Source organism: Cupriavidus sp. PET2-C1 (assembly GCF_054515855.1).
Map to the genome: position 1 here is coordinate 2,163,504 of NZ_CM137259.1, position 26,406 is coordinate 2,189,909.

The window sequence follows — 26,406 nt, forward strand, 5'->3', positions numbered from 1 at the left end:
GCTGCCGGTTTGCTCCCCTGTACCGCCCGTGGGAGAAGGGGGTAGTTGGCTGCAAAGCTGGGCCACTCCCCCCTGATCGTTACTCTCTCTTTAGTCCCTACAAAATGAACACTGCAAACCGCAAACCGCTGCCCGGCACCCAGCTGGATTTCTTCGACACGCGTGCCGCGGTCGACGCCATCCAGCCGGGCGCTTATGACAAGCTGCCGTACACGTCGCGCGTGCTGGCCGAGAACCTCGTGCGCCGCTGCGACCCGGCAACGCTGACTGACTCCCTCAAGCAGATCATCGAGCGCAAGCAGGAACTGGATTTCCCCTGGTTCCCGGCGCGCGTGGTCTGCCATGACATCCTGGGCCAGACCGCGCTGGTCGACCTCGCCGGGCTGCGCGATGCCATCGCTGCCCAGGGCGGCGACCCGGTCATGGTCAACCCGGTCGTGCCGACGCAGCTGGTGGTGGACCACTCGCTGGCCGTCGAGTGCGGTGGTTTCGATCCCGATGCGTTCGCGAAGAACCGCGCCATCGAAGACCGTCGCAACGAAGACCGCTTCGACTTCATCAACTGGACCAAGAAGGCCTTCAAGAACGTCGACGTGATTCCGCCGGGCAACGGCATCCTGCACCAGATCAACCTCGAGCGCATGAGCCCCGTGGTGCAGGTGAAGGACGGCGTGGCCTTCCCCGACACGCTGGTCGGCACCGACTCCCACACCCCCATGGTGGACGCGCTGGGCGTGATCGCCATCGGCGTGGGTGGCCTGGAAGCGGAAAGCGTGATGCTGGGCCGCGCTTCCTGGATGCGCCTGCCGGACATCATCGGCGTGGAGCTGACCGGCAAGCCGCAGCCGGGCATCACCGCGACGGACACCGTGCTGGCCCTGACCGAATTCCTGCGCAAGGAAAAGGTCGTGTCGTCCTACCTCGAATTCTTCGGCGAAGGCACCACCCACCTGACGCTGGGCGACCGCGCCACCATCTCCAACATGGCGCCGGAGTTTGGCTCCACCGCCGCGATGTTCTACATCGACGAGCAGACCATCAAGTACCTCAAGCTCACCGGCCGCGACGACGCGCTGGTCAAGCTGGTGGAAACGTATGCCAAGGAAACCGGCCTCTGGGCCGACAGCCTGAAAAACGCCGAGTACCCGCGCGTGCTCAGGTTTGACCTGTCCACGGTGGTGCGCAACATCGCCGGCCCGTCCAACCCGCACAAGCGCGTGCCCACCTCCGAGCTGGCCGCGCGCGGCATCAGCGGCAAGGTCGAGAACGAGCCCGGCCTGATGCCGGACGGCGCGGTGATCATCGCCGCCGTCACCAGCTGCACCAACACCAACAACCCGCGCAACATGGTGGCCGCCGGGCTGCTGGCGCGCAACGCCAACAAGCTCGGCCTCACCCGCAAGCCGTGGGTGAAGAGCTCGCTGGCGCCGGGTTCCAAGGCGGTGACGCTCTACCTGGAAGAAGCCAACCTGCTGCCGGAACTGGAGCAGCTGGGCTTTGGCGTGGTGGCTTATGCCTGCACCTCCTGCAACGGCATGTCCGGCGCCCTGGACCCGGTGATCCAGAAGGAAGTCGTGGACCGCGACCTGTATGCCACCGCGGTGCTGTCCGGCAACCGCAACTTCGACGGCCGCATCCATCCGTATGCCAAGCAGGCCTTCCTGGCCTCGCCGCCGCTGGTGGTGGCCTACGCCATTGCCGGCACCATCCGCTTCGATATCGAGAAGGATGTGCTGGGCACCGATGCCGATGGCAAGCCGGTGACGCTGAAGGACATCTGGCCCTCCGACGAAGAAATCGACGCGGTGGTTGCCGCCAGCGTGAAGCCAGCGCAGTTCCGCAAGGTCTACGAGCCGATGTTCGCCGTGACCGCCGACACCGGCGAAAAGGCCAACCCGCTGTACGACTGGCGCGAGATGAGCACCTACATCCGCCGCCCCCCCTACTGGGAAGGCGCACTGGCTGGCGAACGCGCGCTCACCGGCATGCGGCCCCTGGCCGTGCTCGGCGACAACATCACTACCGACCACCTGTCGCCGTCCAACGCCATCATGCTCGATAGCGCAGCCGGCGAGTACCTGGCCAAGATGGGCCTGCCGGAGGAGGACTTCAACTCCTACGCGACCCACCGCGGCGACCACCTGACCGCGCAGCGCGCCACCTTTGCCAATCCCACCCTGAAGAACGAAATGGTGGTGGTGGACGGCAAGGTCAAGCCGGGCTCGCTTGCCCGCATCGAGCCAGAGGGCAAGGTTACCCGCATGTGGGAAGCCATCGAGACCTACATGGCCCGCAAGCAGCCGCTGATCGTTGTGGCCGGCGCCGACTACGGCCAAGGCTCCTCGCGCGACTGGGCCGCCAAGGGCGTGCGCCTGGCCGGCGTGGAGGCGATCGTGGCCGAAGGCTTCGAGCGCATCCACCGCACCAACCTGGTCGGCATGGGCGTGCTGCCGCTGGAGTTCAAGCCTGGTGTCAACCGCACCACGCTGGGCATCGACGGCACCGAGACCTACGACGTGATCGGCGAACGCACGCCGCGCTGCGAGCTCACCCTGGTGATGCATCGCAAGAACGGCGAACGCGTGGAAGTGCCGGTGACCTGCCGCCTCGATACCGCGGAAGAAGTGTCGATCTACGAAGCCGGCGGCGTGCTGCAGCGCTTCGCGCAGGACTTCCTCGAATCGTCGAAGGCCGCTGCGTAAGCGCGCGAGAGGCGCATCCACCAGCAACGTGTTCGGGCGGTATGGCGACGTACCGCCCGCTTTCATCAGGACGAGTATTCCATGGCCCACGTACCCCAGATCAAGATCCCCGCCACCTACATCCGTGGCGGGACCAGCAAGGGCGTGTTCTTCCGCCTGCAGGATTTGCCTGAGGCCGCGCAAGTGCCGGGCGCCGCCCGCGACGCGCTGCTGATGCGCGTCATCGGCAGCCCCGATCCCTACGGCAAGCAGATCGATGGCATGGGTGCCGCTACCTCTAGCACCAGCAAGACCGTCATCCTCTCAAAAAGCAGCAAGCCCGATCACGACGTCGACTACCTGTTCGGCCAGGTCTCCATCGACCAGCCGTTTGTCGACTGGAGCGGCAACTGCGGCAACCTCTCCGCCGCCGTCGGCCCCTTCGCCATCAGCGCCGGCCTGGTCGACCCCAGCCGCATCCCGCACAACGGCGTGGCCATCGTGCGCATCTGGCAGGCCAATATCGGCAAGACCATCATCGGGCACGTACCCATCACCAATGGCGCCGTGCAGGAAACCGGTGACTTCGAGCTGGACGGCGTGACCTTCCCCGCCGCCGAAGTCCAGCTTGAGTTCATGGATCCGGCAGCCGAGGAAGACGGCGCCGGCGGCGCCATGTTCCCCACCGGCAACCTGGTCGACGACCTGGAGGTGCCGGGCGTCGGCACGCTCAAGGCCACCATGATCAATGCCGGCATCCCGACCATCTTCCTGAATGCGCAAGCCATCGGCTACAAGGGCACGGAGCTGCAGGACGCCATCAATGGCGATGCCAAGGCCCTGGCGATGTTCGAGACCATTCGCGCCCACGGCGCGGTGCGCATGGGCCTGATCAAACATATCGATGAGGCGGCCACCCGGCAGCACACACCGAAAGTCGCCTTTGTCGCCGAGCCGGCCGACTACGTGGCCTCCAGCGGCAAGCAGGTTGCGGCCGGCGACGTCGACCTGCTCGTGCGCGCCTTGTCCATGGGCAAGCTGCATCACGCCATGATGGGCACGGCCGCGGTCGCCATCGGCACTGCGGCGGCCATCACCGGCACGCTGGTGAACCTGGCTGCCGGCGGCGGCGAGCGCAACGCAGTGCGCTTCGGCCATCCCTCGGGCACCTTGCGGGTGGGCGCCGAAGCCAGCCAGGTCGATGGCGAATGGACCGTGACCAAGGCCATCATGAGCCGCAGCGCCCGGGTGCTGATGGAAGGATGGGTGCGCGTGCCCGGCGACGCGTTCTGAAGCACGCCGGCGTGGCGGCAAGGGTTTCCGCTGGATTGCGCTTGACGGGGTGCGCCATGCCCTTAGCTTTGCGTTGCTGCGCAGATGCGTTGCTGCGTAGTGCCAGCCACGGCGCCCGCCACCGGGACTATCCCGAAGCTGCCACCATCCGCAACGATCGCCAGAGTGAACCGGCATCTCCCACCTTGTCCGCGCCGCTTGAATGGCAGTCCGGTCGCGTAGCGAGCGGACTGCCATTTTCCGTTCAATCCTTACCTCTCGCCCTGCAGGCTCGCCCGGCCTGCCGAAGTCGCGCACGGTCCGAATTGCGGGAGCCTGTGAGACGGCACCGGTTGGGTCGTTGGACGTAAATGTCTGGCCGTTAATTGCGCTAATGAAGCCGAACCATGCATCTCAATTGTGCGGCGCAGCTGGCTTGGCGGTCTGTGGCTCGACAGGCACGAAGATGACCTCCCCCGAGGCCACCAGCCGAAGCTCGCCGCCGGCCTGCTCCGCGAACACTTCGGCCCTCGCAAACACCTGCCGCTTGCCTGCCTTGGTCACGCTGGCCCGTGCCACGAACGCCTGCCCCACGGCCGGTGCCATGCAGTTCACCGAATAGTGGGAAGCCATCACCGGCCCCCCTACCGTGGTGGCCGCGAACCCGCAGGCGGTATCGACCAGGGCGCCGATCACGCCCGCATGGAGGAATCCCGCGTATTGCGTGGCTTGGTCATGCCAGGCCATGCGCAGCTCCGCCGCCCCGCCCTGCGCGCTGATCACCTCGAAGCCCAGCCACCGGTTGAAGGCGGCAGTCTGGTTGACACGCTTGACCGCGTCCAGCGAATAGGCGCTGCCGGTGGTCGCGTTGGTGGTCGCGCTGGTGCTGCTCGTATCTGCTGTCATTGCATTACCCTGCCTGATTAAGATCCAAGGAAAAACTCACTGCATGGCCCGGAACGTCGCGTTGGCCCTGGCGCAAGCCACGCCGTCGGCGGTGACGAAAGCCTGCGCAAAGCACAGCGTGCCGCCGACCTTGGTGAATGACGTTTCGAACATCAGCCACTGCCCAATCCTTGCGACGTTGAGGAAGTCGATCGACAAGTTCACAGTGACCAGGCTGCGCGGCTCCGCGAATTGCATGCCGCACGACAGCCCCATGGCGTTGTCCGCCAGGGCCGTGATCAGCCCGCCATGGGCAAAGCCGCGTGCGTTGGTGTGCGCCTGGGCGAGCTTCACCGCCAGCACGATGGCCTGGTCCGAGCGCCTCGAGTACAGCGGCTCCCAGGGGTCGGTCAACGGACTATGGCGAAAATGCGGCGCGAAGCCGGCCGGAAGGTCGGCGGGAAGGTCGGCATGTTCGGCCGTGGCGCTGGTCATCGTGGTGTCTCCTGGTTGTATGGTTGGGCTGTGATGGCTCAACCACTATTTTTAATGTAGACCAGTCTATATAATTCCAGCAGGATATCAACCCCTCCAACGACCGAGGACTTCATCACATGGCCGCTCAAGCCAAGCATCGGGACAAGATCGTCCGCGCCGCCGCCGTGCTCTTTCGCCGGTATGGCTACGCCGCCAGCGGCACCAATGACATCGTTGCATTGAGCGGTGCGCCCAAAGGCTCGCTCTATCACTACTTCCCGAGAGGCAAGGAGCAGATCGCCGAGGAAGTCATCGTGTACGCCGGTGAACTGGTGCGTGCGACGCTCGCGCAGCTATGCGCGGAACACGACTCGCCGGGAGCGATCGTGCGGGCCTATGGCGTTTTGATGGCCGGCTGGATGGCCCAGTCTGACTATCGTGACGGCTGCCCGATCTCCACCATCCTGCTGGAAATCGCCCCGGAAGCCGAGGGCGTGGCGGCTGCGGGCAACGCGGCCTTTGCCGCATGGGAAGCCGTGCTGGCGGATGCCTTCGCGGCGCGCGGAATCCCAGGGGTACGCGCCACCGAACTCGCCGGCCTGGTGATCTGCGGCTGGCAAGGGGCACTGACGCTTGCCAAAGTGGCCAGGAGCGGCCAGCCGATCCGGCGCGCCGTGGACGAGCTGGCGCGGCAACTCGACGCCGAGCCGCGAAACATCGCCCAGGGCCAGCCCGGCTGATTTCAGGACGCCCCCTCTCTCAAGAACAAGGTGCTGCTCATCAAGGCCTTGGCGACCAGTTCAACCTGGTTCTCCCCTTCGGCATAGACCGAGACCTCGGTCGCCACCTGGCGGCGCCCTCTGCGCACCACGCTGGCAACAGCGCGCAGGTTGGCCGCGCGGGCCGCTTCGAGATACTGGATATGCAGCGAACTGGTGGCGCCGCCGCGCAGGTTGCCGGCATCGGCGCCCGAAGCCGCCGCTGCCGCGCCCGCCACGTCGATCAGGGTGGCGATCACGCCGCCATGCACGATCTCGCCGACCGTCACGTTGTCGGCCCGGAACGGCAGCAGCAATTCCACCTGGTCGACAGCCAGCACATCCAGCGTGATGCCCAGGGCGCGGGCCACGGGTGAACCCATCAGCACCTGCTCGACGGTGTGACGGATACGGGGGTCGACAGGCGGCGTGGCGGCGGCGCTCGCGGCGCTGGACAAGACGGGAATCAGGGACAGCATCATGGGCTCCTCGGGGTGATCGGTACGATCAGGCTGGCTCCAGCGTAAGCGCGCCGGCGGCGCCGCTCAATTACCTCCCACGTCATCGACCAGCGGCCAAGACCGGCGCAGCCAGCCGTTTATAATGAGCGCCCATCCGCCCCGCCACCCAGCCGCATGCCGTCAAACCCGCACGACCCCAGCCAATCCGCCCAGCTAACCGATGGGCAGCCGGAGTCACAGCCAAATTCACCACGCGGCGACGAGAGCCTGTTCGACCGCCCGGACAGCCCGTGCATCGGCATCTGCTCGACCTTGTTCGACGAGATCTGCCAGGGTTGCGGGCGCAGCGCCATGGAAGTCAGCAACTGGGTCTTCATGGACGACGCGGAAAAGCAGGCCGTGTGGGAACGCATCACGCGCGAGGGCAAAGGCAAGCGCTTCCGCCAAGGCTGAGCCAGGGCCGATGCTTCCGCCCGCGGTGGCCCAGCTTAGGCTCAACCGCCTGCCAGCCGCCGCTCCATATCCTCCACCTCGCGCCGCTCCAGCCGCTGGCGTGCCAGCTTGCGCCAGTTCTCGGCCAGCGCCGGCAGCGCCGCCATGGCGCACAAGGCGCCCGCATCCAGGCGATCCACATAGAGCACGTGCAGCAGCCGCTGCAGGCTCCAGTCCGGATACGGCCGCTCGACCAGCACCAGGCTGTCGCCCCGCTCCAGGCCGCCCTCTTCCAGCACCCGGTAGTACCAGCCCGTGCGCAGGCTTTGCTGGACCGCGCGCGCCATGCCGGCGTGCCCGAACCGATGGTTCAGCTTCCAGCAAGGCTGGCGTGCCTGCGACACCTCGACCAACGCCCCGCCCAGGCGAAAACGATCGCCAATGCAGACATCGGCCTCGGTCAGGCCGGCGGTGCTCACGTTCTCGCCAAACGCGCCAGGCCGTGCCAGTACCTCTGCCGCCTGCGTGGATAGCGGCGAAAGTTCTTCGCGCCAGGCCGGATAGTGATCGAAGGCGTAGTGGTGGATGGCCTTTTCCGGGCCGCCATGGTGCTTGGGGTCTCCCTGCCCGTCTCCGGCCAAACCCAGCACGGTAACGCGTACCGCCCCGTCCACCGCATGCTTGTCGATGCCGCTAGGCACACCCTTGGGCCCAAACGGGCGCACAGTGCCCAGCAACACGCAGCCAATGGGAATGGACACCTCAGTCATCGTCATTGCCTGCCGGCCGGTTGCAGCACCAGCGTGTCGAAGGCCTCATTGCCCGGCGCGCGGCGGCCCGGCGCCATGGTGATGTACTGCACCGCGGCCCACTTGTCGGTCCAGTCGCGGTAATGGGTCGATGTCACATTGCCCGATTGCCCGGTCGAATCCATGAAGCGCGACTCGGCCAGGTCGGACAGGTCGTAGATGGCGCGCAGGCTGGCCGCGTGCACGCTCTCGAACGGCGCCGCCTCGTCGCGCAGGTTGTGGCGCCCCGCGTTGACCGCATAGGTGTCGCCGCCACTGGGTACCTTGACGTTGAACAAACCCGCCAGGTAAGGCTGTTTACCGAACGGCTTGTGCTCGGAGCGGGCCGCATGCGCCTGGCCCCAGCGCCAGCGCTCAGGCTTGTCGCCGTAGCGCCGGTCCAGGTCGGCAATGGCAAGGCGCCAGGCTCTGGCCACGGCATCGTCGCAGCTCTCCGGCGCCGGGGTCATGCTGTTGTCGCACCAGAATGCGCCCTGCCCCCGCGGATTGCGCAACACGTTGAGCATGGGCTGCTGCACGTTACGCTGCTCCCACAGGCGGTTGAACAGCGTATCGCCGACCTTGTCCTCGAACAGCACGCGCGACAGCTCGCGCAGCCATGCGGTTGCCACCAGCGGCTCGGACAGCCTGGCCTGCATATCGCCATCCCATTTGCGCAGCGACTCGATCAGCGCGCGCTCGCGCTCGGGCAGGGCCGGGTCGCTGGCGAAGGGAGAGGCCAGCAGCAGCGGCAAGGCATCGCGCACGGCGAGCGAGAGCGTGTCTTTCTGGATCGCGCCAAAGCTGTCCATGGTGTGCCGCTCGGTGGCGTCGATCAGCGTGCGGATGCGCTGGTAGCGATACGGCACGGTCCATTCGCTGGTCAGGAAATACGGGTAGTCGTCCTCGACGATCTTCTGGTTGGCGGTGGCAATCACGCCCTCGGGCGGATTGAAGCTGCGCGGTAGTTGCTCGAAGGGGATAAAGCCCGTCCAGTCGTAGCGCGCATCCCAGCCGGGGGCCGGCGCCAACCCTTTCAGGTCATTGTCGGCGCGGCGCAGCGGCACACGGCCCGGCGCGATAAAGCCGATGTTGCCGTCGACGTCGGCGTAGACAATGTTCTGCTGCGGCGAATGGAAATCGCGCAGCGCCGCCAGGAAGCTGGCCCAGTCGGTGGCACGGTTCAGCGCCAGCCCGGCCTGCACGGTCCGGTCGTCGGCACGCAGCGCGCTCCACTGGAAGGCCACCACGTACTGCGCCCCGAGCGGGGCCGCGGCGGTCGCCACCGGCTCGGCCGCATCCGAAATCACCGGGCCGTGGCGCGTCTCGCGCACGTTCAGCGTTACGTCGGGCGCGCCCTTGACGTGGATGGTCTCGGTGCGCGTGATGAAGTCTGCCCAGCCGTCCGGAGTCTGGTAGCGCTGCGTGCTGCCAGGCTGCACGCGCTCGATATAGAGATCCTGCACATCCGGCGCGGTATTGGTGAAGCCCCAGGCGATGCGCTGGTTATGCCCGAGCACCACCGCCGGCATGCCAGGCAGCGTGGCACCCGTGACATCCAGCCCGGGAGCCTGCATCTGCGCGAAGTACCACAGCGCCGGCGCCTGCAGCCCGAGGTGCGGATCATTGGCCAGCAGCGGCTTGCCCGAACGGGTATGGGCGCCCGACACCACCCAGTTGTTCGAGCCCATGCCCTCCACATAGCCTGCCGGCGCCTGCTGCTCGACACGCGCCATGGCCGTGGCCAGCGGCGCCAGGTGCCGGTAGAGATTGCCGTAGTCCATGGTGCGCAGCGGCCGTTCGCCAGGATACGGCGCCAGCAGCTCGTTGATGCGCGACACGGGCAGCACCTGCGCCAGCCGCATGCGCAACGTCTCCTGGGTCCAGTTGCCGCCCAGGTCCCACGCCATCATGGTCTGCCAGGCCAGCGTATCGGCCGGCTCCCAGCGCTCGGGCTGGGTACGCAAGATCAGGAACTCCGGCGGCAACGGCCCCTTGCGGCCATCGATATAGGCATTCACGCCATCGGCATAGGCCTGCAGCATGGCCCGGGTCTCGGCGGAGGATTGGGCCAGGATGGCTTCGGCGTTGCGCCGCACGCCCAGGGTACGCAGGAAACGGTCGGTGTCCAGCGCGCTCGGCCCCAGGATTTCCGCCAGGCGGCCGGACGCGATGCGCTTGTTCATCTGCAACTGCCACAGCCGATCCTGCGCGTGGACGAAGCCGAGCGCAAAGTAGGCATCCTGCGCATTGGCCGCCTTGATATGCGGCACGGCATGGCGGTCCCGAACGATCGATACGCTCTCGCGCAGGCCGGGCAGCTTCAGCGTGCCCGCGGTCTGCGGCTGCGATGCCTGGCGATACCAGACATAAGCGCCAAAGATGCCGACCAGCAGCAGCACCGCCAGCGTCAACACCAGCCAGGTCAGCCGTTTCAACCAACGCATCGATCCCTCTCCCCGCGTGGCGTGTCGCGCCCGCGCTTTTATTTATGTTTTTGGTCCCGTGTTTCTTGCCCCGTCCGCAGGCCGGCATTCAGTCCCACGCTCAGTCCAGCTTGCCGGCCAATGGAACTCCGGCATTATCGCCGAATCATGCAGGCAACCAACGTGAATCGAGCCAGCGAACCCACCCATGAAAAATGCCCGGACCAGCCGGGCATCGTTCCTCGCCAGCCGCCGGCCTCAGGCAGCCGGCTTCTTCATCTGCAGCGACTTGTACTCGAGGAATTCCTCAAGTCCGTACTTGCCGGCCTCGCGCCCGTTGCCGGACTGCTTGTAGCCGCCAAACGGCGCCTGCATGTTGAACGGGCCACCGTTGATGTCGACCTGGCCGGTGCGGATCCGGCGCGCCACGCGGATGGCGCGCGCCTCGTCGCCCGACCACACGCCGCCGCCGAGCCCGTAGATGCTGTCGTTGGCGATGCGCACGGCATCCTCCTCGGTGTCATAGCAGATGATCGACAGCACCGGGCCGAAGATCTCTTCCTGCGCCACCGTGGCCTTGGGATCGACATTGCCCAGCACCGTCGGCTTGACGAAGAAGCCCTTGTCCAGCCCTTCGGGCGCTTCGGGGCCGCCTGCAACCAGCTCGGCGCCCTCGTTGATGCCGCGCTGGATATAGCCGGTCACGCGGTCCTTCTGCGCGGCCGAGATCAGCGGGCCAAGGCGGCTGGTTTCCAGCAGCGGGTCGCCCACGGTATAGCCCTCGACCACCTTCTTGGCAATGGCCTTGACCTCGTCGTAGCGCGCGCGCGGCACCAGCATGCGGGTATGCGCCGAGCAGGTCTGCCCGGAGTTGAGGAAACAGGCGCCAACGGTACCCTTGACCGCGGCAGCCAGGTCCGCGTCGTCCAGGATCACCGAAGCGGACTTGCCGCCCAGCTCCAGCGCCACGCGCTTGACGCTCTGCGCGCCCAGCTCGGACACCCGCTTGCCGGCGCGCGTGGAACCCGTGAACGACACCATGTCGACTTCCGGGTGGCTGGCCAGTACCTCGCCCACCACCGGACCGTAGCCGGTGACCAGGTTGAACACGCCCGGCGGCAGCCCGGCGGCTTCGATCACCTCTGCCAGCACGAAGGCATTGAGCGGCGCCACTTCCGACGGCTTGAGCACGACCGTGCAGCCCGCGGCCAGCGCCGGCGCCACTTTCAGCGTGATCTGGTTGAGCGGGTAGTTCCACGGCGTAATGGCCGCGACCACGCCCACCGGCTCGCGAACCACCAGGGAATTGCCCACTTCTTCCTCGAACGCGAAGGTATCGAGCAGCTTGGCGGCCTGTGCCCAGTTGTAGACCGGGCCGCCCACCTGTATGGCGCGCGCCATCTTGATCGGCATGCCGACTTCGCCGGCGATCAGTTGCGCGAGTTCCTCGCTGCGCGCCTTCAGGCCCTCCGCGATCTTGCGGATATAGTCCGCGCGCACGCTGGGTGGCGTGGCCGACCAGCTGTCGAAGGCGGCTCGCGCTGCCTGGATGGCATCCTCGGCGTCGCGCGCGTGGCCTTCGGGGATACGGCCCATGACGGCTTCGGTCGTGGAGTGGATGACGTTGATCAGGCCGGTACCGTGCGGGGCAATCCACTTACCGTTGATAAAGAGTTTGTCTCGTTGTTGCATGGCCACAGTTTTCAGTTGGGTGAATAGGCGGGTGCAAATTTTGTTACTTTTATGGTGCACCACATTGTAGTGCGCTTTGGCGACTCGTTTTTTTGCAGCGCGCCAGCAGCCCAAACAACGTGGCGATAATCGGCCGGCGAGCCGCATGACGCAAAGTGCAGTACAAAGCACCGCACTGGCCGGCCTATAACAATGGAGCGAGACATGACCGACCCGGTTTTTCATAAGACCGAGCAAGGCCAGGACGAAATCCGCACGCGCGCGCGCAAGCTGGACCATAAGCTGCGCGCCTTGCTGCTGATCGTCAATGGCGAGCGCCGGCGCAGCGAGCTGCTGGCCCAGACCGGCGGCATGGGCGTCGGGCCGGAGAGCATCGACGCCCTGCTGGCTGCCGGGCTGATCCGTGCGGAGAATGCGCCACAGCCTGCGGCAGCGGATACCCGCCCCGCAAGCCCGCCAGCCAGCGTGGATCACCATGGCGATGCCAAGGCCGACAGCCTGTTCTCCATGTACAGCATGCGTGGTGCCAATGTGCCTTCATGGGACGACGCCTTGCCTGCGCCGGCCTCCCCGCAACCCGCCGGCGGCACTTACCAGCAGCTTTATCACTTCTATACCGATGTCATCGGCCATCACCTGGGCCTGCGCGGCTACCTGCTGCAAGTCAAGGTGGAAAAGGCCGGCAGCCCGGCGGAACTGGCGGCGCTGCGCGACCCGCTATACAGCGCCTTGCACAAGGCCAAAGGGGAGATTACCGCCGGCGCCATCATCGACCAGCTCGACAGGATGGTGCGCGACGACGGGCATGCATCGGCCTGAGTGGCCGCAATGGCTCCCGGCCGCAAAAACAAGAAGGGCCGCGCTTGGCGGCCCTTCTTGTTTGCCCGAGGCTTTTGCTGCTTAGTCGTTGATACCCTGCGATTCCAGGTACTCGTCATACGTGCCCAGGTAATCGGTCAGCGTGCCGTCGTTGCGCACTTCGATCACGCGCGTGGCCAGGCCGCTCACGAACACACGGTCGTGCGAGACGAAGACCAGCGTGCCGGTGAACTTGTCCAGCGCGATCTGCAGCGATTCGATCGATTCCATGTCCATGTGATTGGTCGGCTCGTCGAGCGCCAGCACATTGTGGCGGCCCAGCATCAGCTTGCCCCAGATCATGCGGCCCTTCTCGCCGCCGGACAACACCTTGACCGACTTCTTGATGTCGTCGGCCGAGAACAGCAGGCGGCCCATGGTGCCGCGCAGCGACTGGTCGTCGTCGCCGGCCTGGGTCCACTGGCTCATCCAGTCGATCAGGTCGCGGTCGACCGGGAATTCCTCGAAGGTGTCCTGCGGCATATAGCCGACATTGGCGTTCTCGGCCCACTTGATGGTGCCGCGATCGACTTCCACGCCGCCCTTGACGGTGCTGCCCAGCAGGCTGCGCAGCAAGGTGGTCTTGCCGGCGCCATTCTCGCCGATGATGGCCACGCGCTCGCCGGCCTGGATCGCCATCGACAGGTTGTTGATGACCTTGCGGTCGTAGGTCTTGGTGACGCCTTCCGCTTCCACCGCCAGGTTGTGCAGCTTCTTGTCGAACTCGAAGCGGATGAAGGGATTCTGGCGCGACGACGGCTTGATGTCCTCGACCTTGATCTTGTCGATCTGCTTCAGGCGCGAGGTGGCCTGGCGGGCCTTGGACTTGTTGGCCGAGAAACGGCGCACGAAGTCCTGCAGTTCGCCGATACGCTCCTTGGCACGGCTGTTGGCCGCCAGTTGGCGTTCGCGCGCCTGCATGGAGGCTTCCATGTAGTCGTCGTAGTTGCCCGGGTAGACCTTGAGCGTGCCGTAGTCCATGTCGGCCATGTGCGTGCACACGGAGTTCAGGAAGTGGCGATCGTGGGAAATGATGATCATGGTGGAATTGCGCTCGTTGAGCACTTGTTCCAGCCAGCGGATCGTATTGATGTCGAGGTTATTGGTCGGCTCGTCGAGCAGCAGCACGTCCGGATTCGAGAACAGGGCCTGTGCCAGCAGCACGCGCAGCTTCCAGCCCGGCGCCACGTTGCTCATGGTGCCCTGGTGCTGGTCGGTGGGGATGCCCACGCCCAGCAGCAGCTCGCCGGCACGCGCTTCGGCCGTGTAGCCGTCGTACTCGGCATACTTGGCCTCCAGCTCGGCGGCCTTCATGTAGTCTTCGTCGGTGGCTTCCGGGTTGGCGTAGATGGCGTCGCGCTCGGCGGCGGCGGCCCACATCTCGGTGTGGCCCATCATGACCACGTCCAGCACGCGCATGTCTTCATAGGCGAACTGGTCCTGGCGCAGCTTGCCCAGGCGCACGCCCGGCTCCAGCATGACGGTGCCGGCGGACTGCTCGAGATCACCGCCGAGGATCTTCATGAAGGTGGACTTGCCGCAACCGTTCGCGCCGATCAAGCCGTAGCGGTTGCCCTCGCCGAACTTGACCGAGATATTCTCGAACAACGGCTTGGGGCCGAACTGCATGGTGATGTTTGCGGTAGAAAGCACGTCTGGGACCTTGTATGGATGATGAGGCGCGGGACTTGCCGCGCTTGCCTCGGGCTGCCGCCCTGCTGATGGCTGCGCAAATGGCTGTGCGAATTGCTAATTGCCAATGGCTTAGCCTGGCTTGCTTAGCTGCATGATCGGCACAAAGCCAGGCATGGCAACCTGGCGGCGCGTTGGCGCGGGGCCCGGGCAGGGAAATCGGGAAACAACCGACGATTTTACCACTGGCTGGCAAAGGAACGAAGCGATAAGCCTCAGATGTGGGCGCAAGGCGCCGCTTTCAACACCGGGTAACCCGACAGCGACAGCGAAAACCCATCCGCACGTGCGCACAACTGCGCCTGCCCTCCCACCGGCAGCGTCAGCTTGCGCGGGCAGTGGCCGAACGGCAGGCCGGTGAGGACCGGCACCGACAGGCGCTCCTGCATGTACGCCACCACGGCGGGCAGGTCATAGCCGTTGTCGTAATCCGTCACGCGGTAATTGGAAAAGTCGCCCAGCAGGATCGCGCGCTGCGCGCCAAGCACGCCAGCCTGCTCCAGCTGCAGCAGCATGCGCTCGACCCGGTAAGGCGGCTCGTTGACGTCTTCCAGGAACAGGATGCCGCCCTGCACCGCCGGCATGAACGGCGTGCCCAGCAAGCTGCACAGCATCGCCATGTTGCCGCCCCACAGCGTGCCCGACAACGCGCCCGTAAAAGGCTGGCCGCCAGCCTGCGGCGCATCCACGCCGATGGTGTAGGCCGGATCGCGCAGCACGCCGTTGAAGTGCTGCCACATGAACGGATCGACCACGTCCGCGCCAAAATCAGCCAGCAGCATCGGGCCGGCAAAGGTGACGCCGCCGGTGGCCGCCAGGTATGCCAGCTGGAAGGCCGTGAAATCGCTGTGGCCGACGATGGGCGTCTGGCTGGCGCGCGCCTGCTCGGCAATGCGGGCAAAGTCCACCTGCTCCAGCAGCCGTGCAATACCGTAGCCGCCGCGCACAGCCAGCGTCAGCTCGTGCGCCGCGCCGGTGCCGATGGCATGCAGGTCGGCCAGCCGTTCGGCATCGCTGCCGCCAAAGCGCAGGTAGCGGCGCGCCAGCACATCCGGGTTGCCGACATGAAAGCCCTGCCCCTTGAGCCAGGCGCAGCCGCGCGCGGCGATGGCGACGTCGTGCGGATAGCCGGAAGACGCAATCAGGCGGACTTCGGTGGCTGGCGTGGGCGTAGGCGTGGGCTGGCTCATGCGTCGGGGTTCTGGTTTGGGTCGGTGTTGGTGTCGATGGAGGCAGCAGGCGCGGCAGCATCGCAATGCGCGCAGGCAGGCGCATCGCTGGCCCCCACGGCCTGCGCGGCTTCTTGCCCGGCTTCTTGTTCGGCTTCTTGCGCCGCTTTCTGCGCGGCCTTCTGGGCCCGGCGCCTGCCGCCGAAGAAATCCTTCAGCATGCGCGAGCACTCGTCGGCCATCACCCCGCCGGCAATGGTGGTCTGGTGATTGAGCTGCGCCTGCTCGAACAGGTTCAGCACACTGCCCGCGGCGCCGGTCTTGGGATCGGTGGCGCCAAACACCACGTGACGAATCCGCGCATGCAGGATCGCGCCGCTGCACATCACGCAGGGTTCCAGCGTCACGTACAGCTCGCACTCCGGCATGCGGTAGTTGCCGATCACGCGGGCAGCGGCGCGCAGCGCCTGCATTTCAGCATGCGCGGAAGGATCGACCGAGCGGATCGGCAGGTTGTGGCCGCGCGCGATGATGGTGTCGTTCCACACCACGACCGCGCCCACCGGGACTTCGCCAGCGGCTTCGGCCAGGCGCGCTTCGTCAAGCGCGGCCTGCATATAACGGCGGTCGCGCGCAAGCGCCGGATCCATGGAAAGATCCGGGCTTGCCAGGCTGGCCTCGGGCGGGAGGGTCGGCTCGGTCATCGCGGCTGCGTCATGCGGCGAGTCAGTCCTGCGCCGGCAGGCTGAAGGCAGCGCTGACCTCGGCCCAGCAGTTCGGGGTCTCGAACAGCACCAGGCGGGTGAGCTGCAACTGGTGCCCGAAGCAATCCTTGAACACCGGGGCCAGCATGTCAAAGGCGATCTGCGCCAGGTTCTCCACGGTCGGGATGGCATCGAGCACCACCGTCTTGTGCCCGTCCATGGTCTGCAGGAAGTTCAGCAGCGCGGTATCGCCGCGATGGATCAGGAAGGCGTGGTCCCACTTGGACACCAGGTGTTCCGTGGCCAGCGCCTTGATATCGCTGAAGTCCAGGATCATGCCCTCGTCCGAGGCGCCGGCGCGATGCAGCACCTCGCCCGACAGCGTCAGGTCCAGGCGATAGCGATGGCCATGGATGTTGCGGCACTGGCCGCCATGGTTGGGAATGCGGTGGCCGGAGTCGAACTCCAGCCGGCGGGTAATGGAAACTTGCTTGTTCATGTGGGCCAATGGGTGCCGAGGTGTGCCGGTGCGTACCGGCGCGATTTGCGCGATTTGCCTACCGGATGCCGAGCAGCTTGTGGGTCTGCAGCGAAAGGCGCCAGAGCGGACGGCGCTGGCAGAACTCCACCGCCAACGCGGTATTTTGCCGTGCCAGCGGGCCGTCCATGGCCTGCACCAGGAAATAGCGGAAATCAAGGCGCTCGTATGCGGCGAAATCCTGGCCATCCTGCGGGATCACCACCTTGAGTTCGTCGCCGCGCCTGACCACCAGTTCGGAGCCCATCTTGGGGCTCACGCAAACCCAGTCGATGCCCTCGGGCACCGGCAATGTGCCATTGGTCTCGATGGCGATCTCGAAGCCGCGCGCATGCAGCGCGTCGATCAGCGGCGCATCCAGCTGCAGCAGCGGCTCGCCGCCCGTGCAGACCACCAGCGGACGCCCGGCGCCGCTGCTATCCACGGCCTGCGGCCACTGGGCCGCTACCTTGTCGGCGAGCGCCTCGGCGGTGCGGTACTTGCCGCCCTCGGTGCCATCGGTGCCGACGAAGTCGGTGTCGCAGAACTGGCAGACCGCGCTGGCACGGTCTTCCTCGCGCCCACTCCAGAGATTGCATCCGGAGAAGCGGCAGAACACGGCTGCGCGGCCCGCGTTGGCGCCTTCGCCCTGCAGTGTGTAGAAGATTTCCTTGACGGCGTAAGTCATGCTGGCTGGTAAAGCTCTGGTAGCTCTTGTAGGTCGTGCTGTGGGTGGTGCAGTGAGGCAGTCGGTGCAGGCGCGCGGCGAATGCCGGGCGGGCAACTGGCGACGCGTGGCGACTATTGGCCAGGAAACTGCGGCGAACTCGCTATTTTCGCACAGGAGCGCAATCCGCTCCAGCCGCCTCCTTGATTTCCCCTATTGCCAAGGCCACGCTCAGGCGCTGGCGCTTGGCCCGCCGGCCTAAAGTTGCGCCCAAGCCGCCTCGCGCAGCTTGCCGCCGACAAAATCCAGGAAGCTGGCGATGCGCGCCGAAAGCTGGGTGTTGAGGTAATAGACCGCGTTGATCGACTGACGTTCGTCGATGGTGTGCGCCATCAGCACCTGCACCAGGTCGCCGCGGCGCCGGTCCGCGTCGGTCATGAAATCCGACAGGCAGACCAGGCCCTCGCCCGCCAGTGCCAGCTGGCGCAGGGTTTCGCCGCTCGATGCCGACAGATGCGGCGTGATCTGCACCTCTTCGCCCACGGTGCCGCGCAAGGGCCAGCGATTGAGCGATTCGGGCTGGTTGAAGCCGATCAGGCTGTGCCCGGCAAGGTCCGCCACGCTTTCCGGGCGGCCCCGCGCCTTGAGATAGGCTGGGCTGGCCAGCACGCGCACACGGCTGCTGGCCAGCGCGCGGGCATGCAGGGTGGAGTCGCGCAGCGCGCCGATACGGATCGCCACGTCGGTACGATGCTCGAGCAGGTCGATGATCTGGTCGTTGGTATTGAGCTCCAGCTCGATTTCCGGATACGCCCGGCGGAATTCCCCGACCAGCGGCACGATCACGTGCAGCATGAAAGGGGATGCCGCATTGACCCGCAGCCGCCCCGCCGGCCGCTGGCGGCGCACGGCCATCTGCTCCTCCGCCAGATCCACCGAAGCCAGGATCGCGCGCGCGTGGGCCAGCAGTGCCTCGCCCTCCTCGCTCAGCGCCAGCCGGCGCGTGGTCCGGTGCAGCAGGGTGGTGCCCACCTTGTCTTCCAGGCGGCTCAGCGCACGGCTGATGCCGGAGACGGTCTGCCCCAGTTGCTCGGCCGCAGCCGTGATGGAGCCGCTGTCCACCACGGTGGCAAAGGCCTGCAGTTCTTCGAGTGTGATCTTCATTGTTGAATACTAATCAAATATCTTATCCAGATCACCCACTTAATCTGCAAGAAAGACGGCGGCAAACTGCGTCCATCCTAATTCCGGACGCTCCTGGAGCCCACCATGCCCATTGCCCTGTTCGCGCTGACCATCAGCGCGTTTGCCATCGGGACCACCGAATTCGTCATCGTCGGCCTGATCCCCACCATCGCCGCCGATCTGCACATCACGCTGCCATCGGCCGGCCTGCTGGTCAGCCTCTATGCGCTCGGCGTGGCCATTGGCGCCCCGGTGCTGACCGCCCTCACCGGCCGCCTGCCGCGCAAGGCGCTGCTGGTATCGCTGATGGCCCTGTTCACGCTGGGCAACCTGCTGGCGTGGAAGGCGCCCGGCTACGAATCGCTGATCCTGGCGCGTATCCTGACCGGCCTGGCCCACGGGGTGTTCTTCTCGATCGGGTCCACCATCGCCACCAGCCTGGTGCCGAAGGAAAAGGCCGCGAGCGCCATCGCCATCATGTTCACCGGCCTGACCGTGGCGCTCGTCACCGGCGTGCCGCTGGGGACCTTGATCGGCCAGCATTTCGGCTGGCGCGAGACCTTCCTCGCGGTGTCGGCGCTCGGCCTGGTCGCCTTTGTCGGCAGCGTGATGTTTGTCCCGGCCAATATCCGCCACGGCGCCCCCGCCTCGTTGCTGCAACAAGCCAAGGTGCTGGCCGAGCCGCGCCTGCTGCTGGTCTATGCCAAGACCGCGATCGGCTATGGCGGCTCGTTCATCCCCTTCACCTTCCTCGCCCCCATCCTGCAGGACGTATCGGGCTTCAGCGCCGGCGCGGTCGGGCTGGTGATGCTGGTGTACGGCGTGTCGGTCGCCGCGGGCAACATCTGGGGCGGCCGCCTGGCCGACCGCCACGGCCCCATTGCCGCGCTCAAGATCGTGTTCCTGCTGCTGTCCATCGTGCTGTTCGCGCTGACCTTCACCGCGCCGCACCGCTGGCTGGTGGTTGCGACCGTGCTGGCCTGGGGCGCCGTTGCCTTCGGCAATGTGCCGGCGCTGCAGGTCTATGTGGTCAAGCAGGCGGAGCGCCATGCGCCGGGTGCCGTCGATGTGGCATCGGGCCTCAATATCGCCGCCTTCAACCTGGGCATTGCCGGCGCGGCCTGGGCCGGCGGCCTGATCGTGACCCATTTGGGCCTGATGCATACACCGTGGATTGGCGCGCTGGTGGTACTGGCGGCGCTTGGCCTGACCGCGCTGAGCGGGCGGCTGGACCGGCTGGAGCAACACCCCCAGGGCGAGCGCAAGCTGGCCGCCGCCAGGGCCTGACCCCGGCGCATCACGCCTGTCCCGGCACGGACACGCCGCCGCGCCGCTTCGGGCCCGGATAGGGCAACAGGCTTGGCACCCCGGTCACCGCCAGGCCGGCGCCGATCTCAATCAGGACAGGCCGAGATAGTCGCGCTTGCCCACCGGCACGCCCTTGTGGCGCAGGATGTCGTAAGCCGTGGTCACGTGAAAATAGAAATTCGGCAGCACAAAGCCCAGCAGGTAGGACTTGCCGTCGAGCGTGACGGGTTCGGGGCGCAGCTTGAGCTCGATGGTGCGCGTTTCGCTGCCCTCGAGCTGCCCGGGCTGGATGGTATTCAGGAAAGCCACCGTTTTGGCGATGCGCTCCTGCAGTTCCGGAAACGTGGCTTCGGTGTCGGCAAAGGACGGCATCTCGATGCCAGCCAGCCGCGCCGCGCAACCCTTTGCGGTGTCGCTGGCGCGCTGCACCTGTGCCGGCAGCGCGTCCATGTCCGCCACCAGGCGGGTCTGGATCAGGTCGGCCGGGTCCATGCCCTGCGCCTGTGCGAATGTGGCGCCTTTGTCCAGGATGGCCGACAAGCTGCCGAAAGCCCGGATAAAGGCCGGGATCGATACTTCATACATCGAGAGCGACATGGGGGTGTCCTTGGGTAGTGATTGCCAGACGCGGCATCCCGCCAGCGCGCGATTTGCGCCGCGGCGGGTTGCGCGACACGGCGAGGATAAACCTTCCGGCGGTTTCTCGCCGGCCGGCCGGTTCAATCCCGGCAAGGGCCAGCGCCCAGCGGGGCTCCTGATTCTTGATTTAAGATATCCCCTCCCCCCCGGATGAAGCGCACATCGCCTCGACGACATGAACGCCCCCTTCCCGATTCGCAAGGAGTGTCCGCCAGGCGCCTGCACATGCGGTCGCGAAGCGCTGCTGGACGACCCGCAATCCGACATGCGGATCCTGAGGCTGACCCGGGAAGAGGAAAAGCGACTGATCGCCCGCCTGGAAAGCCTGTCGAGCCTTGCCGAGCTCAAGGACATGGAAAAGCGCATGCATGCGCAACTGGGCATCGTCCTGACGATCACACCCAGCATCCACGAAGTGCGCACGGTGCGCGGCATCAACATCCAGGTGGAAGAGCAAACCGGGCTGTGCCGCAAGACCAAGCAGGCGATTCCCGCGGCGATACGCCGTTGCCTTGAGGCAAAGCCGGATATGGTGTACGCGATCCTGAATGCGCACGACCTGCTGGGCGGCGCCTGAGGCCTCTTCCCCCCTTCCTCGCTCCACCCCTCATTCCGCCACGATCTTCCTGTCGCTGGCGATGTGCTTCCACTGCGCAAGGTCCTGCCTCATGCGCGCGCCGAATTCGGACGGACTCATTGCCTTGGGCGCCGAGCCGTCCGGTTCCAGCACGACACGCACATCCGGCGACGCGGCAATCTCATTGATCTCGCGGTTCAGCCTCTGGACCAGCGGCGCGGGCGTGCCGGCAGGTGCGAGGACGCCGACCCAGATCTCGATCCCGTAGCCTGGCACCGATGCCGCCAGCGACGGCAACTCGGGAAACGCCGGGTTCGGCCGCTGCGAGGTCACCGCCAGCGCCCGTACCTTGCCGGACTTCAATTGCGTCACCAGCGAGCTGTAGTTGGACATCATGACGTCGATCTGCCCCGCGGCCAGATCGATCATCGCGTTGGAAGCGCCTTTGTAAGGGACATGCATCATCTGGACTTTCGAGATATCGCACAGCAGCTCCGTCGCCAGTTGCGCCAGCGAACCGATCCCCGCCGAGCCGTAGGTGAGCGCGCCCGGCTTGGCGCGCGCTGCCGCGATCAGCTCGGCCGGCGACCTGATCTGGGTCGAGGACGAGACCGCCAGCAACAGCGGCCCCTCGGCGACCATGGACACTGGCGCAAACGCGGCAAGCGGATCGTAGGGCGAACGAGGCTGGGTGGCGGCAGCGGTCAGGAAGGTCGACGACGTCAGCAGCAGCACGGACCCGTCCCGCGGCGCCTTGGCAACCGAATCGGCGCCAACGACGCCTGCCGCACCCGGCTTGTTTTCCACGATGACCGTAGTCCCCAGGCGCTTTGCCAGACCCGGCACGATCGCACGCGCGATCACATCGTTGCTCGCGCCCGCCGAAAACGGCACGACAATTCTTATCAAAGGCGGCACCTTGGCATCGGTCTGGGCCGCGGCCATGGTTACCACGGACATCGCGGCAAGCAACAGCGCAATGTGGGCTAACGTCTTTCGCATTCGGCGCTCCTATCTCAATGGGTAGCAATCGGTAGCAACGGGTAGCAACGGGTAGAGCAGCATGGGTGCCGGGATCCGGACCCCGGGTGGACACCCGGGGTCCCGTGGAATCCGGCGATGTCCTGCCTAGGCCGGGATATCAAGGCCCAGCAGCGGCGCGTACTGCTGGGCGCCAAAGATGTCGCCATCGCCGGCGCTGCCGCTGGGCCGGGTGCGATAGATCGTGAACTTGATGGCGTACGCGGGATCGTACTCGACGAAATCCGAGATCCGTTCGACCGGAATCCCATAGAGCGCGGCCATGCTTTCCCGGCTCAGCGCGCGCGAGCGCTTGACGCGTTCGTACTCGGCCGCCTCGCGAAAGATGATGTCGAAGGTGATCTTGTTGACCCCCGCATTCTTGCTGCGGATGGTCTTGGCGAGTTGATGCAGTTTTTGCGTTGTCATTGCTGTCGTCGCTGTCGTCGTAGTCATCGTTGTCGTTGTCGTCGTCGTTGCCATATGCGGCGCCAGGCTCAGACGCCAACTTCAATGAGGTGGGTGGGGAACAGCGCCATGGGGTCTTGCACCTCCACCGTGTGGTTCAGCGTCCAACGGTAGGCCGCGCTGGCGTGCAGGACTTCATCCAGCGGGAACGACACCGAACCGGCCGTGCCTTTGACGTCAGGCAACCGCGCATAGAACATCTGGCGCAAGCCGATCATCGTCACCTCCTCGGCCATCTCGCGGGTCGGGGCGACCCCTTGCACCAGCACGCAGAGCTCATGCCCCGGCCGGTCGCGCAGCGGCTCCAGCTCGCCCATCACGCCATCGCGGCCATATACGTTGTAGTGCAGTTGATAGCCGCTGTCGCCAAAACGCGCGCGCACCTGCTCGCGTGCCCACGCAATCACCCGGTCCACGTTGGCGATGGTGTAGGGGTCGCGGATGCCGCACAGGCCGACGAAGCGCTCGCCCACCTTCCCCGCGCCTTCCAGCTTGACCCGGACCGTTTCCGCCTCGATAAAGCGCGAGCCCGTGATGCGCGTGGTGCGATCGTCCACCTGCGCGTAGCGGCAATGCGTCATGTCCAGCCTGCCCCCGGCGACAAACTCCTCGTACGGATTGGAGCGCTCGTACATCGCATGGCCGGATACGGAGGCGACGGTGCAGCGCTGCTCGGGATGCATCGCCGTGACCTGGACGTCCTCGTGCGAGATGACGCCCATTACGGTCTCCTTGCCGCCATAGGGCTCGGCGCAGAACGATGCGCACTCGAGCACCTTGCCCAGGTAATAGGAATGATCGGCGGAAAAGCCGTGGTGCAGTGCCGGCGCGGCAAAGACCGCGGCATCCGAGCTGCGCCCGCCGATAATCACGTCGGCGCCCTGACGCAGCAGCGCCACATAGGGATGGACACCCGCCATGGCGACGATACGGTCGGTTGCATCGAGCTCGCTTTCGGTCAGGTCTGCAAAGCCATCGAGCCCGCTCACCGTCTTTCCGCGCCGCATTGACTCGCGCAGAAAAGCCTTGTCCACCTCGGAATAGAAGTAGCCGACCCGGAACTTCTTCAGGCCATGCTTGGCGGCCAGTTCGCCGATGATCCGCACGAACAGGTCCACGCGGCTGTTCGACCCTGTATCGCCGGCCGAGCCGATGATCATCGGTACGCCGAGACGGCGCGACGCCAGCAGCATTTGCTCCAGATCGTGGCGTTGCCAGGCTTCGGGACTCGTCGAGGTGTCCGACCCCAGCGGCACCGGGCCCACGTCGTCGCTTCCGGAATCGGCCGCGATGTAGTCAGGGCCCGCCTCCACCCCCAACCCAAAGCTCTCGGTGCGCAACGGCGCGAAGCCGAGATGGCCATTAGGGCAAATGATCTTCAGGGACTGCATGCAGTGTTCTCCAGATGGTGTCTTCCCCAAGCCGGGCTTGACGATTCATCTAGAGCAGATTGCATGCCACAGGGTGAATCCTGAAAATATCTTTATATTTCATAGATTTAGCGTTACGCCCTCCACCTTCCGCGTGATTCTCACGCAAAATCAGCGCCCGCAATTGCGTGAAATTCACGCATCGTCCTCGTCGCTTCCCGCAGCCGGGGCCAGCAGGCCCAGCTTCATCATCTGGTGCCGCAAGGCGTGCCGGCTCAACCCCAGTTTCTCGGCCGCCGCACTGAGGTTCTGGTGGCACGACACCAGCGTCTGCTCGATCAGCGCACGCTGGAAGCGAGCCGTGGCCTCGTGATAGTCCTGCCCCGGCCCGGACCCGGCACGCCCATTCATTGCATCCGGCTGCGCCACGGCATCCTCCAATGCGTCCGCAGGCCGCGCCACGTCCCGCAGGATGCGCGCCGGCAGGTGGCACGGCCGGATGCAATCGCCCTCCTCCAGCAGGCAGATGCGTTCCAGCAGGTTTTCGAGTTCACGCACATTGCCCGGCCACCGGTACGCGCGGAAAATGCGCTCCACCTCCGGATCCAGCCGCCGGAAATGGCTGCCGTACTGGGCGTTGTACTTCGCCAGCGCGCTGCTCGCGAGCAGGAAGATGTCGTCGCCACGCTCGCGCAGCGGCGGGATGTTGATGGCGATCACCTGCAGCCGGTAATACAGGTCCTCGCGAAACTTGCCGGCCTTGACCTCGCTCAGCAGGATCTTGTTGGTCGCTGCGATAAAGCGGGCGTCCACGCTGATGGGACGCACCGCGCCGACTCGCCGGAACCGCCGCGTGTCCAGCAGCGTCAGGATCTTGGACTGCATCACGGGATCCAGCTCGCGGACTTCGTCCAGGAAGACCGTGCCGCCATTCGCCGCCTCGATCAGTCCCTCCTTCCTGCTGACCGCGCCGGTAAACGAGCCACGCTCATGGCCAAACAACTCGGATTCGAGCAACTGGGCGGGAATCGCAGCGCAATTGATATCGATGAACTCGCGCCCGGCCCGATTGGACTGCGCGTGGAGCATGCGTGCCACCAGGCTCTTCCCCGTCCCGGTCTCGCCATAGATCAGCACGGTGCTAGCCTGGCTGCGCCCGACGCGGGCGACCAGTTCACGCAGAGCGACAATGGAGGGATGCTCCCCAACAAGCTGCGGGCGAGAAGGTTCGTTCATCATGGGATACGAGAGCCGGCCGCCCGGGCGGAGGACGCCCGGGCGGCCGGTAAGTTGAGGCCGGTCATCTGCGCGGAAGATTAACCTATTCCGGCACGGCGACGGAGGCTGAGCCTCAACGAGAGCAGGTCGACCGTGTTCAACGCACGGCTTGGGCCAAGATCGCTTCGATCTGCCGATCCTTTTCCTCCCACAGTTGCGTCAGCCAGCGATGAAACTCGCGGCGGAACGCGGCATCTCGATCGTAGTCACCGCTGCAGAATTCGACCGGGATCGGCAGTTCGCGAATGCGCACGACGACGCGTCCGGCCCGGCCGCAGGCTAGTTGCCAGAAACTGGGGGTGCCGTCGGGATAGACGATGCTCACGTCCAGCAGCGCGCGAAACTGCGAGCCCATCGTATTGAGCGCCAGCGCCAGTGCGCCGGCCTTCGGCTTGAGCAAGTGCCGGTAGGGTGAAGACTGGGCCCGGTGCTTGGCGGGGGTAAAGCGGGTGCCCTCGGCAAAATTCATTACGCTGGTCGGCACCAAGGCGAACTTGGCGCAGGCACGCCGCGTGGTCTCGCGGTCTTGCCCGCGCAACTGCGGGCGCTTGCGCAGCGCCGCCTTGGAATGCCGGCGCATGAACGGAAAATCCAGTGCCCACCAGGCCAGGCCGATCACCGGCACATAGACCAGTTGCTGCTTCAGGAAGAATTTCAGCAACGGGATGCGCCGGTTCAGGATGCGCTGGAGCACGAAGATATCGACCCAGGAGCGGTGGTTGCAATTCACGAGATACCAGCCGGCATAGCGCAATTGGTCCACGCCATCCACATCCCAGGGCTCGCGTTGCAGAAGGCCGATCCAGGCATCGTTGCAACTGATCCAGGCAGTGGCGAGGCGATTGAGGACAGGATCTATGCGTAACCGTACGGCGGGAAACGGCAATAGCAACTTCAACACCGCGAGGACGAAAAGCGGTGTGCACCAGAACAGTGTGTTCAGCGCCAGCAGCGACAAACTGAGCAGGCCGAGCATGGCGATTTCCTTGAACGAGTTGAAAGAGCTCCGGAAACGAGCATGCCATGCATTCTGTCTTCTTTGCTTCGCAAAACAAGCAGGATGCATGCGCATTTTAAAAATG

Annotated in this window: 25 protein-coding genes; 7 read left to right on the top strand and 18 right to left on the bottom strand. The window is 65.7% G+C overall.

The genetic code is table 11. The features are described from left to right. Positions 1-104 precede the first annotated feature (104 nt). Positions 105-2,702, top strand: a complete 2,598-nt coding sequence (gene acnD, locus ACX12D_RS09795; protein ID WP_459373858.1) for a Fe/S-dependent 2-methylisocitrate dehydratase AcnD — start codon at positions 105-107, stop codon at positions 2,700-2,702. Between the two features lie 81 nt (positions 2,703-2,783). Next, complete coding sequence (gene prpF / locus ACX12D_RS09800) at positions 2,784-3,974, top strand: 2-methylaconitate cis-trans isomerase PrpF (protein ID WP_459373859.1); 1,191 nt, start codon at positions 2,784-2,786, stop codon at positions 3,972-3,974. Between the two features lie 393 nt (positions 3,975-4,367). On the opposite strand, the gene ACX12D_RS09805 is transcribed toward prpF, so the two are convergent. Together ACX12D_RS09805 and ACX12D_RS09810 are read right to left on the bottom strand one after the other, a co-directional pair. Next, on the bottom strand, positions 4,368-4,859 hold the full coding sequence (locus ACX12D_RS09805; protein WP_459373860.1) for a PaaI family thioesterase: 492 nt from the start codon (positions 4,857-4,859) through the stop codon (positions 4,368-4,370). A gap of 36 nt (positions 4,860-4,895) precedes the next feature. Continuing rightward, complete coding sequence (locus tag ACX12D_RS09810; protein WP_459373861.1) at positions 4,896-5,333, bottom strand: PaaI family thioesterase; 438 nt, start codon at positions 5,331-5,333, stop codon at positions 4,896-4,898. Positions 5,334-5,452: 119 nt separating this feature from the next. Between ACX12D_RS09810 and ACX12D_RS09815 the strand changes: the two genes are divergently transcribed. Then, positions 5,453-6,055: a TetR/AcrR family transcriptional regulator gene (locus ACX12D_RS09815; protein ID WP_459373862.1), complete on the top strand. Its 603-nt coding sequence runs from the start codon at positions 5,453-5,455 to the stop codon at positions 6,053-6,055. Between the two features lie 2 nt (positions 6,056-6,057). Here the strand turns inward: ACX12D_RS09815 and ACX12D_RS09820 are convergent, their stop codons facing one another. Then, entirely contained in the window at positions 6,058-6,552 is a 495-nt protein-coding gene (locus ACX12D_RS09820; protein ID WP_459373990.1) for a PaaI family thioesterase, read from the bottom strand. A gap of 249 nt (positions 6,553-6,801) precedes the next feature. Between ACX12D_RS09820 and ACX12D_RS09825 the strand changes: the two genes are divergently transcribed. Then, complete coding sequence (locus ACX12D_RS09825; RefSeq protein ID WP_459373991.1) at positions 6,802-6,987, top strand: DUF1289 domain-containing protein; 186 nt, start codon at positions 6,802-6,804, stop codon at positions 6,985-6,987. Between the two features lie 41 nt (positions 6,988-7,028). Here ACX12D_RS09825 and ACX12D_RS09830 read toward each other — a convergent pair whose 3' ends face one another. The 3 genes from ACX12D_RS09830 to ACX12D_RS09840 form a co-directional block, all read right to left on the bottom strand. Then, positions 7,029-7,736 (bottom strand): MOSC domain-containing protein, encoded by a 708-nt coding sequence (locus ACX12D_RS09830; RefSeq protein ID WP_459373863.1) that lies wholly within the window; start codon positions 7,734-7,736, stop codon positions 7,029-7,031. A gap of 2 nt (positions 7,737-7,738) precedes the next feature. Next, the gene (locus ACX12D_RS09835; protein ID WP_459373864.1) at positions 7,739-10,201 is read right to left on the bottom strand and encodes a penicillin acylase family protein; all 2,463 of its coding nucleotides are present in this window, start codon (positions 10,199-10,201) and stop codon (positions 7,739-7,741) included. A gap of 237 nt (positions 10,202-10,438) precedes the next feature. Beyond that, positions 10,439-11,872: an aldehyde dehydrogenase family protein gene (locus ACX12D_RS09840; RefSeq protein ID WP_459373865.1), complete on the bottom strand. Its 1,434-nt coding sequence runs from the start codon at positions 11,870-11,872 to the stop codon at positions 10,439-10,441. 204 nt (positions 11,873-12,076) lie between these two features. Between ACX12D_RS09840 and ACX12D_RS09845 the strand changes: the two genes are divergently transcribed. Further along, positions 12,077-12,691: a hypothetical protein gene (locus ACX12D_RS09845; RefSeq protein WP_459373866.1), complete on the top strand. Its 615-nt coding sequence runs from the start codon at positions 12,077-12,079 to the stop codon at positions 12,689-12,691. An 81-nt stretch (positions 12,692-12,772) separates the two neighbouring features. Here ACX12D_RS09845 and ACX12D_RS09850 read toward each other — a convergent pair whose 3' ends face one another. The 6 genes from ACX12D_RS09850 to ACX12D_RS09875 all read right to left on the bottom strand — a co-directional run bounded on the left by ACX12D_RS09850 (position 12,773) and on the right by ACX12D_RS09875 (position 18,643). Beyond that, complete coding sequence (locus ACX12D_RS09850; RefSeq protein ID WP_441639984.1) at positions 12,773-14,383, bottom strand: ABC-F family ATPase; 1,611 nt, start codon at positions 14,381-14,383, stop codon at positions 12,773-12,775. 254 nt (positions 14,384-14,637) lie between these two features. Continuing rightward, complete coding sequence (gene ldcA / locus ACX12D_RS09855) at positions 14,638-15,612, bottom strand: muramoyltetrapeptide carboxypeptidase (protein WP_459373867.1); 975 nt, start codon at positions 15,610-15,612, stop codon at positions 14,638-14,640. Next, complete coding sequence (tadA, locus tag ACX12D_RS09860; protein WP_459373868.1) at positions 15,609-16,295, bottom strand: tRNA adenosine(34) deaminase TadA; 687 nt, start codon at positions 16,293-16,295, stop codon at positions 15,609-15,611. Before tadA ends, ldcA begins: the two co-directional genes overlap by 4 nt. 22 nt (positions 16,296-16,317) lie before the next feature. Further along, positions 16,318-16,794 carry a 6-carboxytetrahydropterin synthase QueD gene (queD, locus tag ACX12D_RS09865; RefSeq protein ID WP_006159634.1) on the bottom strand — a complete coding sequence of 159 codons (477 nt, stop codon included), beginning with the start codon at positions 16,792-16,794 and terminating at the stop codon, positions 16,318-16,320. A gap of 58 nt (positions 16,795-16,852) precedes the next feature. After that, on the bottom strand, positions 16,853-17,500 hold the full coding sequence (queE, locus tag ACX12D_RS09870) for a 7-carboxy-7-deazaguanine synthase (protein WP_441639981.1): 648 nt from the start codon (positions 17,498-17,500) through the stop codon (positions 16,853-16,855). A 237-nt stretch (positions 17,501-17,737) separates the two neighbouring features. Further along, a complete protein-coding gene (locus ACX12D_RS09875; RefSeq protein ID WP_459373869.1) occupies positions 17,738-18,643 on the bottom strand; it encodes a LysR substrate-binding domain-containing protein in 906 nt (301 codons plus the stop codon). A 105-nt stretch (positions 18,644-18,748) separates the two neighbouring features. Here ACX12D_RS09875 and ACX12D_RS09880 point away from each other — a divergent pair, with 105 nt between their 5' ends. Beyond that, positions 18,749-19,951, top strand: coding sequence for an MFS transporter (locus ACX12D_RS09880; protein ID WP_459373871.1), 1,203 nt, complete (start codon positions 18,749-18,751; stop codon positions 19,949-19,951). A 111-nt stretch (positions 19,952-20,062) separates the two neighbouring features. Here the strand turns inward: ACX12D_RS09880 and ACX12D_RS09885 are convergent, their stop codons facing one another. Then, complete coding sequence (locus ACX12D_RS09885) at positions 20,063-20,569, bottom strand: DUF1993 domain-containing protein (RefSeq protein WP_459373872.1); 507 nt, start codon at positions 20,567-20,569, stop codon at positions 20,063-20,065. A 217-nt stretch (positions 20,570-20,786) separates the two neighbouring features. Here ACX12D_RS09885 and ACX12D_RS09890 point away from each other — a divergent pair, with 217 nt between their 5' ends. Beyond that, entirely contained in the window at positions 20,787-21,188 is a 402-nt protein-coding gene (locus ACX12D_RS09890) for a hypothetical protein (RefSeq protein WP_459373874.1), read from the top strand. 30 nt (positions 21,189-21,218) lie between these two features. Here the strand turns inward: ACX12D_RS09890 and ACX12D_RS09895 are convergent, their stop codons facing one another. From ACX12D_RS09895 to ACX12D_RS09915, 5 genes are all read right to left on the bottom strand, one after another. Further along, complete coding sequence (locus ACX12D_RS09895; RefSeq protein WP_459373875.1) at positions 21,219-22,190, bottom strand: tripartite tricarboxylate transporter substrate binding protein; 972 nt, start codon at positions 22,188-22,190, stop codon at positions 21,219-21,221. 126 nt (positions 22,191-22,316) lie between these two features. Continuing rightward, positions 22,317-22,637, bottom strand: a complete 321-nt coding sequence (locus ACX12D_RS09900; protein WP_459373876.1) for a DUF4387 domain-containing protein — start codon at positions 22,635-22,637, stop codon at positions 22,317-22,319. Between the two features lie 68 nt (positions 22,638-22,705). Further along, entirely contained in the window at positions 22,706-24,067 is a 1,362-nt protein-coding gene (locus tag ACX12D_RS09905; RefSeq protein ID WP_459373877.1) for an acyclic terpene utilization AtuA family protein, read from the bottom strand. 174 nt (positions 24,068-24,241) lie between these two features. Then, positions 24,242-25,285 (bottom strand): sigma-54 interaction domain-containing protein, encoded by a 1,044-nt coding sequence (locus tag ACX12D_RS09910; RefSeq protein WP_459373878.1) that lies wholly within the window; start codon positions 25,283-25,285, stop codon positions 24,242-24,244. 136 nt (positions 25,286-25,421) lie between these two features. Further along, positions 25,422-26,300, bottom strand: a complete 879-nt coding sequence (locus tag ACX12D_RS09915) for an acyltransferase (protein WP_459373880.1) — start codon at positions 26,298-26,300, stop codon at positions 25,422-25,424. Positions 26,301-26,406: the final 106 nt, after the last annotated feature.